The following is a 12,898-nucleotide window of genomic DNA, read 5'->3' as shown; positions in this document are numbered from 1 at the left end:
GGTGCGCTACCACACAAAACTCGTTGTCACACCGCTGCGGCGCGAAAACTATTTATTGAACTGATCCGCCGCAAGTTTCATCGTGCCGAGATCGGTCGTCTTGTCGGCCTCGATCGTCCATTTCACGCGGCCCTTGGTCCATTTCGTCGCTTGGCCGCCGATGATCGCATCGGTGACGTAGCCCGATTTCTCCTGCCACACTTGGAACTCCAAATCGCCGGCGGGCAGGTTTTTGATTTCGAAATCGCCGTTCTTGTCGGAAATGGCGAAATAGGGATTCGGACGCACCACCATGTAGGCGTGCATCCAGCCGTGGATGCTGCAGCTCACCGGGGCCGGCACGTTTTCCGGAGCGTCGATCGGCACCTCGACCGATTGCCCGGACGGAACCAGCGGATTGACCTGCGTGTTCAAGCCGTCGATCTTCGTGTTGTGGGCGATCGGGTCGGAATTCTTGATCACGAGCGTCTGTCCGACCCGCAGCCCGATGACATGCGGGATGAAATGGCAATTGAGATTGTCGAGCGTCACCTTGTCGGCGTCCGATTTCTTGTATTCGGGATTCACCGCGACCTTCTTCTCTCGCAACCACACCACGACATTGGCGATGCTGCCGGTCGGGCCAACTTCGAGCGACTGATCCACCAGGTTATGCCCGCCGCAAGTCGCCTGATCCTTGTTGATATCGAGCTTGGCGGGAACCGGCGGAGTGCCGTCGTACACGAACCGGCCTTTGATCGAGCCCCATTCGGCGGCCCGAGCAGCGCTTGCCGCCAACGAAAGACCACCGAGCATCGCCAATAACGTCAGATTTCGCAGAATTCGCGGCATGGTTGCAATCTCCAAGGGATCCGGCGGCCGAAACGGTCCGAGTTCGGTGCCGGGACATGCCAAGCGTCGCCCTCGTTCCCAGGTGAAACGAGCGACCGCAGGGCGGTTTTCAAGCCGAGGGCTTTCCACCCTCGGCCATGAACTTGTTCGGTTCTGTACGCAATCCCCATGTCATAATCCGCAGCCCGCGCCGCGACTAGGGCTCTTTGTCACCAGTGCCAGGCGGTTTCGCCGGCGGCGTTGTCGAACTGCCGGGAACCACCGGCGATTCGTTGCCGGCGGGCGGAGGCGTCGTCGCCGATTTCGCGGCCGATGTTCCCGATGGCGATGTTCCTGAAGGCGCCGTGGGCGCCGGCGTTGCCGGTTTCACGCGGGCCTTGATCGAAAGCTGCGATTCCGCCAGGCGATCGAAATTCGCCAGCAGGTCCACCAATCCGTCCAACTGGTCTTCGCTCGAGCCGGCGAACAGTTTTTGATCGATCGGCTTGTCGGGCGGAATATTCACCGGCATGATCGTGTACGGCAAAATCCGCGCCGGGTCGCCGATCCAGCGCTGCAGGTAGTCGGGCCGTAGCCGGCTATGAACCCGGTCCAAGCGCGGACCCATCTGCTTCGGACTGCCGCCCGGCGAATAATCGCCGACCAAATGGCACTTCACGCAGTAGTTGTTGTCGGTGACGATCTTTAGACCACTTTCCAAATAATTCGGATGCTGGGCCTCCATCTGCTCGATATGGTCGGCCCGGCTCCGTAAATCGAATTCATACGGATATTCGGCGTTGTCGTGGGCGGCGAAATAATGCACCAACGTGCTCGCTTCGTCCGACGACATGTTGAACTTCGGCATCCGTAGCACGACCGCCGGGCGGATCCGGAATGGATCCATCAGGAAATCGTGCAGCCAATCGGTTTGCACCTTCCGCCCTTCGCCCAACAGCGGCGGCGGCAGCCAACCCCAGGCCTGATCGGCCTGCTTGCGCACCGCCGGATTTGTCTTGGCCTCGTCGGCCAGCACCACCGGGAACAGCATCCGCGCTAAATCACCGCCCAGCGGGGGATAGTTCCTGACGATTTGATCCGCTGCCACTTTCAGATGCGTGTTCACGGCTCGCGGCTGCCCGTCGACGAGCGCATTTTCGTAGAGCACGATTCGATAATAAACCTTCGACGGGGCATCTCCCGGTTGAATCACGTCGTCGTCTTCGTTGTAGCGCACCGGCTGGCCATCCCGATCGCTCACTACCGGAATGCCGGCGAGCTGCGTCTTCATGTCGCCGCGGCGATCGGTAAGCTTCGAATCGGCAATTTCCTTCGGCGTGAAATGCGGAATCTCGAAGTCGTAATCGACCAGCTTCGGCGCTTTCTCGAAATCGTCGGGCTTATAGCGGATTAGCCAACGCTCCATTTCAAGCGTGTGGCAACCGGTGCAATTGTATTTCTCGATCACCTTGCGGCCGGCCACGATCGCCGCTTCTTGCGGATCCGGCTTGGCGAGGTAGGCAGCCGGCGGCGGCTCCGACACCAGCCCGAGCACGAACGTCATCACCTGCTCGATCTTCGTCTGATTCTCGTTCGGATCCACGGCAAACGTGAATTGCGGCATGCGGAGCCGGACGTTGTAGGGCCGTTCGCCGGTCTTGCGGAAATCGAAGCTGCGCGGCGCACGGAGTTTTTGCCAGAGAAAGCCGGTCCGATCCTCCTCCAGGAGCTCGTTCATGAAAAACCCGATGTTCTTAGGCAGATCTTCGAGCGATAGGTCGCGCTCCTCGGCGGGGGGCACATCGGCCAAGATTGGCTGCCGGCCGATCGTGCCGGGGGCGGCGGCGTTGGGATCGGGCAAGGCGGTCGTGGCGGCATTCACCGTTTGGCCGAACTGTCCGTTGGGGGCTTTGATCTCGGCAGGCTTGCCGCTTCCCGGGCCGCCCATCGAATGCAAGCCATTCGGATGATGGGTCACGTATTCGATGATTTCTTCGAAGGCCAATCGGGCCGGATCTTTCCGGCCCCAATCGCCCAGGCCGGTGCCGATCGTCTTGGCGTCTTCGTAGCCGGGAATGTCGTGGCAGCCGAAGCAGCCGTATTTGCCGATCGTGCGGCGACCGACATATTCCATCGTGCGGGCCAAGCGGCGGCGCTTGTGGTCGGGCGATTCTTCTTTCACTTCCGCGGCGCCGACGCGGCCAGCCTGCTTTTGGGCCTCGGATTGCTCGAGCGCTTTTTCGACCGCTTTTTCGTTGGCCGGCGATTCGCCGACGACCTTTTCGTTCGCCGCCTTTTCGCCGGCTGCCGTTTCGGCTCCCGACAAGTTGCTCCCGTGCGCCGCGCCGCTCGCGCCCGCCGGCGGCGGCGGCTCGGGATTGACGATCACGGCTTCGTCGCCGATCACGCCGTATCCCTGGCTGGCCGGGATGCCGTCCCACAAATATCGCCGGGCGGTCTCGACCGGGAATTTGTCGGAGAGATACAAGAGTGCCAAATCGCTGAGCGATTTTTCGTCGCCGGCCGTCATTGTTTCCGGCAGTTGCATCTCGGGTTTCCAGCCTTGCTGCGACGTCATCAAAAATTCCGTCACATCGTCGGCCGGGTCGGTCTGCGTGCCGCTGGAATCCTTGATCGGTTCGAGGAACAAGTTGGGCATGAAGGTGTGCTGATGGTAGCGGCTCGGATTCCGCACCCAGCTATAAAGCCATTCTCGCCCGTGCGGACTGGTCGCCAGCTTGGCGCCGATCCGCGATAGATCGGGGCCCTGCTCTTCATGGGCCTGCGGGAAATCGACGTGTCTGTGGCAGGCGAGGCAGCCGCGTGTTTCGAAAACATGCTTGCCTCGAGCGATGGCGGCGTCGCGGCCCGCTTTGTCCAAATCGGCAACGGGCTTCACTCCCTTCGGCGGCTCGGCGTATTCAAACGGCTGGCTGTCTTTGAGCAGATACTCCGCCACAGCGCGAATCTCGATTGGCTCGAGCCGCTTCGACTCGGCCAGGCCCGCGCCATCCAAATGGTCCCACAGGCCGAAGAACCGCGGCATGCGCGTACCAGGGCGGAAATTCTGCGGGTTGGCAATCCAGCTCACCAGAAAATCGTAGGACAACTTGCTGGCCACATGCCGCAGGCTGGGGCCGACCTTGCGCTGCGTGCCCGGCTGATCGACATCTTTCAACACGGATTCGAGCCGATGTGAATCGGCCCGCAATACCGGCTTCGGGGCATTTTTATCGGTTTGGGCGGCTTTCGCTTTTCGCGCGTCGGCGGCGACCAATTCATACAAGCGATGCCGGGCGTAGGTGTCGTCGCGCTGGGCGACGTCGTCGGCCCATTCGGGAGCATGCTTGTCGAGCTTGGCCAAGCCGGGATCGTTCCTCAATTGCTCGGCGGCGGCGTAGAAATTCGGCTCCAAGCGCAGATCGGGGCCGATGCGCTTCTCGGCGCCGGCATAGCCATTGATCTCGTGGCAGCCGAAGCAACCGTAGCGGCGAATCGTTTCATAGCCGGCGATCAGCTTGGGGGCGGGTGGATCAGGATATTTCGCGCTCGGAGCGAGATCGATCACGTCGTGATGGCATTTCAGGCAGCCGCTTTCCACGAACCGTTTCGGGAACATCGGCCATGTCCAATTCTCGTTGCGAAACCAACCGTAGGCTTGCGTCCATTTTCCCGCTTGAATGAGATCGTTCGGCGTGTGGGTGGCCCATTTGAACGACGTTTCGCTCCCTTGCCCTTGATGGCAGATCGAACAGCCGAACTTATCAACCGGATGCGGGCTCAAGCTGCCGAGATACAAATCCAATCGCGGATGGCTGGCATAAGGATGCGGCACGCCGCGGCGGATCGAGAGCGTCAGCGGTTGCCCCCAGGTTACCGTTTCGAGCAAATAATGCTCCACCTGCTGCGGATGCATCACCCGGCCATCGCCGACTGCCGCGATCACGTCGCCCCCCATCAAGCCGGCCGCAGCGGCGAGCGTGCGCGGATAGACGGCGTAGATCGTCACATCGTCGGCATTCAGAGCGCCGCGGGGAGCCAAGGTGAATCCGTAGACGGATTCCAAGGTCGGCCGGTCTTTTCCAGAGGCCGCCGGCGGGGCCTTTGCCGGCGTGGCGAGCACGAATTTTTGCGGCTCGTCGGGCATTTTCGGATACGCCGGCTCGATGGCCGAGCCCGGCTGTGTTTTCGTCATGCCCAGGTGGCACGTGCCGCAGCGGTCGAACCGCGCCACTTCCTTGAAATTGTTGTTCCAGGGCAGATCCGGCAGCCAGCGATTGTCGATTTTCAGCGGGCTGTTGAAAGCGTCGAGCACCGGTAGCTCGACCAATTCCTTGCCGAAATTCATGGCGTGCTCTTCGGCCGTGCCCGTCAATTGCTTCACGTTCGTTCGGTGTTTGGCAACGGCGTCATTCGCATTGTCCTCCGCGGCGGTTACAAGGCCGCGAACGCGCTCCATTTCCTTGCGTTGAGCGGTGGCTTTGTCCTTGAGGGCGGTCGAGATGTCGGCCTCGCGCTGCGCGGCGTCGACGGCGGCCTGCCGGCGGGCGAGCACTTCGTGCCGCTGCGATTCCGTCTGGCCGGGCGGGATTTGTCCGACCGATTGGTCGAATTCCGACTGCCGAGCGCTCAACTCGGCCTTGTTGTCTTTGGTTTCTTGGGTGAAATGATCTTCGCGAAACGTGTAGTGCGAAACCACATCGTTCATTCGCTTGAGCAGTTCTTCCCGGTCGCGGCGGATCGCGTCGGCGTCCTTGACCTTCAACAAATTGGCCGCATCGCGGACGATTTGCGCATCGGTCGCCTGGTCGCGAGTCACCGGGAAATTGCGGTCGGCGTCTTTCACCAATTGAGCCATCTCGTCGGTGAACTGGCGATCGAGTCGAACGAACTCTCGGGCCGCGGCCTCATCGCTGACGGTAAAAATCGCCTGCGCGTCCTTGACCGCTTGTTCCAGTTGCTCGAGCTTCGCCTCATATTCCGACGAGCGCTGTTCGGTGATTCGGGCGTCGGTCGTCCAGAGATCGAGATTATTAAATTTGCGCTGATAGTCTTTCCACGGGCGATCGTTGTCGTCGCCCATCATCCAAACCGTCGCCAACAACATCAGCACGGCCGAGACCGCGAAGACGGTGTGCATCAGCTTGGAGTCGCGCCAAGTTTGTTCGTTTGCAGGCATGGGGTATCTGGTTTGCGTAGCGGGCACGCTCCGCGCGCCGTTTGCCGGGCTCCACGGCAGACGGCACACGGCGTGTGCCTGCTACATTGAGCGATCGGCGGTCAGAAATTCAAAAAATATTCGGGGATATGCACGATGTATTTCATGTTCAGCGTCCAACGCAGAACCATCTTTAGCGGCAACGTGAGCATCAAGAGCAACAGGTTCGACATCAACATATAGCGCAGGAAGCCGAGCTTCACGAACATACGGCGGAAGATGGTCGTGGCCATCAGCGGCGGCAAGGCGACGAAATACACCGCCAGCCCGGCAATCCCCAGCCATTCGCGCTTCAGGATGAAGCTTAATTCCGTCAGGGCGCTGCTGCCGGCAGGCGCGTGAGGCAGGGCCTTGCCCAGCAGGCCGATCCAAAAATATTGCGACAAATCGACGTTGTTCAGCACTTCGACCTTGTGCGGATCCCAGCGCTCCAGCGGCGAGAAAAAGTTCCAATTCGGGCCGCGCAAAAACGTGCCCAAGATGATCAGCGTCACCCACAGCTCCAAAAAGCCGAGCTGAAACACGAGATAGCTGAACTTGCGCTGCTCGATCGTGTAGTAGCCGTTGCCAAGCTTGTTGAAATCCAAGAACGGAATTGCCATCAGCCCGAAGATCACGAGGCTCGGCAGCACCACGCCGGCGTACCACGGATCGAAATAGACGAGCATTTCTTGCAGGCCCAAAAAGTACCACGGGGCCTTCGACGGGTTCGGCGTTTTGAACGGATTCGACGGCGCTTCGAGCGGCGCCTTGAGCAAAATCGCCCACACCAAGAGCAACGTCGTGATCGCGATCATGCAGATCAATTCGGTGTAAACCAGGTCGGGCCACACCAACACCTTTTCGTCGTCGAGCTTTTCCAGCGGCGGCAAGCCCTGCCGGATGCGATCGTCGTTTTTCACCGCCTTGGCCGTACCCAGCCAAGTGAAAAATCCAAGAAGAAACACGAGCGCGACGATCGGCACATTGTCGGGCTTGGTGACGATCGCCTGGAAATTCTTGTCGACCGCGCACAGGCCCATCAGCAGAAGGGCCGCATTCAGCAGGCTCCAAGCCACGAGCGGCTGAACGAAAAATCGCCGGAAGACATACAGGACGACGAGCATCAGCGTCGTGCCGAGGCTATAGACCACGGCCCCGGTCTTGCCGCTGAGCAGCATGCTCAATTCTTTGAACCAATAGGGCCGTTGCGGAACCCAATACGGATCGCCGCTCATCGCCAGCGGCGCCATGATCACGAACGCGACGGCGATGATCGTCCACACCAGCGCCGCCTGCGGCCGCTTGGCCTTCTGCCACAGATAGAGGGCCATCACCCCGTTCATCGTCGCCAGCAGGAGATAGAAAATCCCCAGTCCGCCGGCGATCGACGTGACGTTGATATCGGGATCCACGGTGGCGAACAGCATGCTAAGGTCCAAGAGGCTACAGGCTTGAGGCTATAGGCTTGAGGCACGAAGCAAGGACGGACGCCGCGCGTCCTGTCGTCTGTAGCCTTAAGTCTGTAACCTTCTTCGTCATTCGTCATTTACGCCGCGTGCCGCATAGCTACAGCGGCGCGCTGATGCCGCCATCTTTGCGCACCCGCCAGAAATGGATTGCCAACAGGAGCGACACGGCCAGCGGAATCGCGACGCAATGCAACACGTAAAATCGATTCAGCGTCACCTCGCCCACGTTGCGCTCGCCCAAGAGCGCATACCGGGCGTCGGAACCGTTGGTGATCATATCAATGCCCGCCAATTTCGGCAGTTGGTGCAGCGGCCCTTCGTGGCCCAGAATTGGCGTGGCCCGGGCCATGTTCGAGCCGACCGTGATCGCCCAAATCGCCAATTGATCCCAGGGGAGCAAATACCCGGTGAACGACAACAGTAGCGTCAGCAATAGCAGAATCACGCCCACCACCCAATTGAATTCGCGCGGCGGTTTGTAGCTGCCGGTGAGAAACACGCGATACATGTGCAGCCAGACGGTGATCACCATCGCATGCGCGCCCCAACGATGCAATTCGCGCAGAATGCCGAGGCTGGTGACGGCGCGCAATGCCTGCATGTCTTGATAGGCCCATTCCAACGTCGGGCGGTAGTAAAACATCAGCAGCACGCCGGTTACGGTTTCGACCAGAAACAGAAAAAACGTGACGCCCCCCATGCACCACGTGTAGCTTAGCGCAATTCCTTGTTTCTTGACCGACACCGGATGAAGGTGCAAAAAGAAGTTGGTCAACATCACCACGATGCGGTTGCGGCGGTCGACCGGCATCGGATGCCGAAAGACGCTTTTCCAAAGCTGCGAATTGCGAATCGTGTCGCCCAGGGCCATGCGATTTTTTTATTCTAGAGGATCGAACTTGCCATCGGTGGGATCGGAAATAGATGGTTCAAAGCAGCCCGAAAAGTCCGCGTCACTCATACCAGCCCGAAGCGTAAGCGAGGAGCGCGGCTCGTGGCGCCGTCCTCGCTAACGCTTCGGGCTAGTGTGCCGGATTAGACCGGCACGAAGGAATTGGGATCCGTCCATTGGCCGAGTTCTTCGTGGAATGTTTTGCTGGTGTCGACTTCCAACTGTCCGTCGTCGCCGATGTGGATTGCATAGCGCTCGAGCGGACGTGGGGCCGGTCCTTCGAAATTGACGCCGTCTTTGTAGTACCCGCTGCCATGGCAGGGGCACTTGAATTTCTGTTCCCCTTCGAGCCAGTTCGGCGTGCAGCCCAAGTGCGTGCATACGGTCCGCAGGGCGAAAATCTCTTTCTTCCCCTTGTATTCGTAGTTCACGATCCAAACGTGCTGCGACTTGTATTTCGTTTCCACTTGACCAGCGGAGATGCTGTCGGGCGGGCCGACGGGGAACTTGCTCGGCGGCTCGTTCAGCACATTCGGGAACATGAACCGCGCGGTCAACAGCGACCAGACGCCGCCGGTCACCGAGAGCGCGGTGAAACCGAGCCCGAGAAACGAGCCGACCAGCAATGCCAACACGCCGCGCCGCTCTTCGGTGGCTGCCGTCTTCGGCTTTGGCACGGCATACGCCGGCTTCGGCGGCATCGGCGGAACCGCCAGCTTCGCTTTCGCAGCGGTGGCCGGCGCGCGAGCCGCCGGCGGTCGTGCGGCAGCTTCCGCCTTCGTCATCGGGCCGGGCTTTTCGCCGCGAGCAGCGGCAAGGATACTTGCCGACGGCAGTGGTTCCGCCAGAGCTTTGGATGCGGGCTTTGCAGCAACTTTTTCGGCAGCCTTTTCGGCAGCCGCGGGTTTCGGAGTCGCCGCTGCAGCTTTGGCGGCGGCCGGCTTCGCCGCAGCCGGTTTAGCAGCCGGCGTAGCAGTCGCAGGTTTTGCAGCGGCAGCCGGGGCTTCACCCGCGGCGAGACGTTCTTTATCGGCCCGCGCTGCGGCCATCATCTCGGCGACACTCAATCGTCCGCCGCCGCTTTTTGCGGAAGTGGCCGGTTTGGGCTTCGCCGCGGCCGGCTTGGAAATCGGCGGAGATTCGGCCACGACTTCCGCTTCGGGAACTGCTACTTCTGAAGGTCCGGCCTCCGCAGCAGGCTTGGATTCTGCTGCAGATTCACCCGCACCCTCAGCCGATTTACGATCTGCATCTGCTTTTCGCGCGGCCGCGAGCATCTCGGCGACCGATAATCGTTTCTTCTCATCCGCCATAGAACAAACCCCGCGACCTCGCAAGGAGGTCAGTCACGTGTTGCAATGTCGTCCACCAAAAATGTCGCGACCGAAAGACCTGGGCACAACTCTAGGCGTTGTGGGGCCTTAGGACCTTGTGACATTTTTCACGAATGCGCCCCAGTTGTAGCCAAAGCTCATGTTTTGTCAACTGCCAGAACGGGTTAGCGGCCCCACCAGCGGGCCAGCCAACCGACTCGTTCGCCCGCCACACGAACGCAGCGCCGGCAAAAGACGCTCTCTGCGACACGCCCGAACCACAGCGATGGCATGAGAGCTATCGAACAAAAATTATTATGACGCTTCGATCGCACACCCGCAAGACAATCGAATTAGGGGTGTTGCAACGCGCTTGCGACTTCGCTGTTTGCGGCGCGTGTTCGTGCCAGCGTGTCGCCGAACTCCGCTTGAACCCTTGCCATTCAAGGTCCACTCCGCTCCGAATTGACCGCCGCCGAAGCGACGGATAACATCGCTTCAGGGCCAAAACGTTTTGTCGAGCGACAGATTCGAACAGCGCCACCGGAAACGTCAGATTTTCGGACTGCCGTTGGTTGCCCTGTCCAGTCGGCAACTCTGTCCTTGATGGGCCATCTTTGAGGAGCCAGCCGACGATGAAAGTTCTAGTGGTTGGCAGCGGCGGGCGCGAACACGCGCTCGCTTGGAAAATCGCGCAAAGCAGCCGCGTCGAGCGCCTGTTTATCGCCCCGGGCAACGCGGGCACCGAAGCCGAGGGGGAGAATGTCGATCTCTCGCCGACCGATTTCCCGCGGCTCATCAAATTCGCGAAGCAAAATGGAATCGGCCTGACCGTGGTCGGCCCGGAAGTGCCGCTGACGGCCGGCATCGTCGATGCGTTCGTGGCCGAGCGGCTGAAAATTTTCGGCCCGAGCCGCGCTGCGGCCGAACTCGAGGGGAGCAAAGTTTTTTGCAAGAACTTGCTCCGCCGTGCCGACGTGCCCACGGCCGATTATCAAGTCTTTCGCGATCCCAATCGCGCCACCACGTTTGTCCGCGACCGCGAGGATGTGCCGGTCGTGGTGAAGGCAGACGGATTGGCGGCGGGCAAGGGGGTGTTCGTCTGCAAGGGCCGTAGCGAAGCGATCGACGCGGTGCAAAAAATCGCTCGCGACCGGCTGTTCGGCGATGCCGGAAATCAGATCGTCGTGGAAGAGCGGTTGGATGGCCAAGAGGCGAGCGTACTGGCGATCACCGACGGCCGCACGATCGTCACGCTTCCCCCGGCGCAAGACCACAAGGCGGCATTCGACGGCGACACGGGGCCGAACACCGGCGGAATGGGGGCGTATTGCCCGACGCCCGCGGTCAGCGATGCCGATCTGCGGCGGATCGAAGAGCAGGTGTTGGTGCCGACGGTGCATGCGATGAAACGCGCACGCCGCCCCTTCCGCGGCGTTCTCTATGCCGGATTGATGATGACGAATCAGGGGCCAAAGGTGCTCGAATTCAACGTGCGGTTCGGCGATCCCGAATGCGAGCCGCTGTTGATGCGGCTCAAGAGCGACTTGCTCGACGTGCTCGAAGCGACCGTCGACGGCCGACTCGACCAGATCGATCCGCTCCAGTGGGACCCGCGGCCCGCGGTGTGCGTCGTCATGGCCAGCGGCGGCTATCCCGGCGAATACGAACGGGGGCTGCCGATTCGCGGCTTGGAGGAGGCCGCCAAGTTGCCGGATGTCAAAGTGTTTCATGCCGGCACCGCGAAAGCGGATGGGCGAATTGTCACCAACGGCGGCCGGGTGCTGGCGGTCACGGCTCTTGGGGCCACGACTTCGGCGGCCAAGCTTTCCGCCTACACTGCCGTCAAGCAGATCCGCTGGGAAGGCGCCTGGTGCCGCAAAGACATCTCCGACAAAGCCGTCGGCAAGATGCAAGCATGAACGGCCGGCCGGCGGGCAACCGAGATTGACACCGCCGCCGGGTGCCGGGCAAGATAACGCCCCTTGGTGAGACTGCCGGCCTGAGAAAAGCTGGGCGACGGCATTCCCCCTCGGTTCACGGACGAACTGCAAAGACGGAGGCCGCAGGATGCGGCTGGCGACCATTATCTGGCGGAATCTGCTGCGCCGCCCGGCGCGATCGCTGCTCACCGCAAGTGGGCTGGCGGTCGCGGTGACGACTGTGGTGTCGTTCGTCGGCATCACCGACGGCTTCGAGCGTTCGTACATCGATCTGTACAACAGCCGTCGCGTCGATCTGATCGTGCAGCGCCGCGGCAATGCCCATAATCTGAATCGGCTGCTCGACGACGCGGTCGGCGACGAATTGCGACAACTGCCCGGCGTTCGCGATGCATTGCCGGGGCAAGCCGACGTGCTGTCGCTGCCGCAATACGACCTCGACCGCTTAATCGTGATCGGCTGGGAGCCCGGCTGCCGATTGTTCGGCCGCTTGCCCCTGTTGCACGGCCGGCGATTGAGCCCATACGACCGGCAGCAAGCGCTGATCGGCCGATCGCTCGCAGCCAGCACACATCTTCGGCCTGGCGATCTGCTGCTGCTCTACGGCCAGCAATTGCAGGTGGTCGGAGTCGTCGACAGCGCCAACGTGTATGAAGCGGGGGCCGTGTTCTTGCCGCTTGCCGAAATGCAGCAACTGATGAAAACGCGGCAAGTGACCGATTTCAGTGTTTCGGTGCACGGCGCGACGAGTCCGTGGGTCGCGGCCGAGGTCGAGCGATGGATCGCCCGGCTCGATCCGACGCTGGTCGCTTTGCCCGCCGCGCAATATGTCAAGAGCTTCGACGAAATCGGCATGGCGCAGCGGGTCGCATGGGTCATCGCTTGGATCGCAATCGTGATCGGCGCGATCGGAATGCTCAACACGATGGCGATGTCGGTGGCCGAACGGGTGCGCGAGATCGGCACGTTGCGGGCCGTCGGTTGGTCGCGCCGTCGGGTGGTGGGGCTGGTGCTTAGCGAATCGCTTGCATTGAGCGCTGCCGGCGCGGTGGCCGGAATTGTCGCGGCGATTTGCCTGAATCATTGGCTCACGCAGTTTCCCGCCACGTCGGGCATAATTTCCGGGCGCATCGCGCCAATCGTGATGCTCAAGGGCCTGTCGATGGCGCTGTTGGTGGGCATGGCAGGAGCGGCGTATCCCGCCTTCTGGGCCGCGAACCTATCCCCGACCGCCGCGATGCGTCGCCGCTAGTAATAGGTCCACGAATTTC

7 protein-coding genes are annotated in these 12,898 nt (G+C 61.1%); 2 read left to right on the top strand and 5 right to left on the bottom strand.

The window, feature by feature from the left end; genetic code table 11:
• Window positions 1-48: 48 nt before the first annotated feature.
• The 5 genes from VHX65_19625 to VHX65_19605 form a co-directional block, all read right to left on the bottom strand.
• On the bottom strand, window positions 49-831 hold the full coding sequence (locus VHX65_19625; protein ID HEX4000768.1) for a hypothetical protein: 783 nt from the start codon (window positions 829-831) through the stop codon (window positions 49-51).
• 196 nt (window positions 832-1,027) lie between these two features.
• Window positions 1,028-5,989, bottom strand: a complete 4,962-nt coding sequence (locus VHX65_19620) for a hypothetical protein (protein HEX4000767.1) — start codon at window positions 5,987-5,989, stop codon at window positions 1,028-1,030.
• A 101-nt stretch (window positions 5,990-6,090) separates the two neighbouring features.
• Window positions 6,091-7,437: a hypothetical protein gene (locus VHX65_19615; protein HEX4000766.1), complete on the bottom strand. Its 1,347-nt coding sequence runs from the start codon at window positions 7,435-7,437 to the stop codon at window positions 6,091-6,093.
• A gap of 139 nt (window positions 7,438-7,576) precedes the next feature.
• Complete coding sequence (locus VHX65_19610; protein ID HEX4000765.1) at window positions 7,577-8,350, bottom strand: cytochrome b N-terminal domain-containing protein; 774 nt, start codon at window positions 8,348-8,350, stop codon at window positions 7,577-7,579.
• 164 nt (window positions 8,351-8,514) lie between these two features.
• Window positions 8,515-9,519 (bottom strand): ubiquinol-cytochrome c reductase iron-sulfur subunit, encoded by a 1,005-nt coding sequence (locus VHX65_19605; protein ID HEX4000764.1) that lies wholly within the window; start codon window positions 9,517-9,519, stop codon window positions 8,515-8,517.
• Window positions 9,520-10,319: 800 nt separating this feature from the next.
• Between VHX65_19605 and purD the strand changes: the two genes are divergently transcribed.
• Window positions 10,320-11,606: a phosphoribosylamine--glycine ligase gene (purD, locus tag VHX65_19600; GenBank protein ID HEX4000763.1), complete on the top strand. Its 1,287-nt coding sequence runs from the start codon at window positions 10,320-10,322 to the stop codon at window positions 11,604-11,606.
• A 148-nt stretch (window positions 11,607-11,754) separates the two neighbouring features.
• On the top strand, window positions 11,755-12,879 hold the full coding sequence (locus VHX65_19595) for an ABC transporter permease (protein ID HEX4000762.1): 1,125 nt from the start codon (window positions 11,755-11,757) through the stop codon (window positions 12,877-12,879).
• Window positions 12,880-12,898 lie beyond the last annotated feature (19 nt).

This window comes from Pirellulales bacterium, assembly GCA_036267355.1.
In the GTDB taxonomy this organism is placed as follows: Bacteria; Planctomycetota; Planctomycetia; order Pirellulales; family DATAWG01; genus DATAWG01.
The sequence above is the reverse complement of the archived record's forward strand: the minus strand, read 5'-3'. Positions and strand labels throughout refer to the sequence as shown.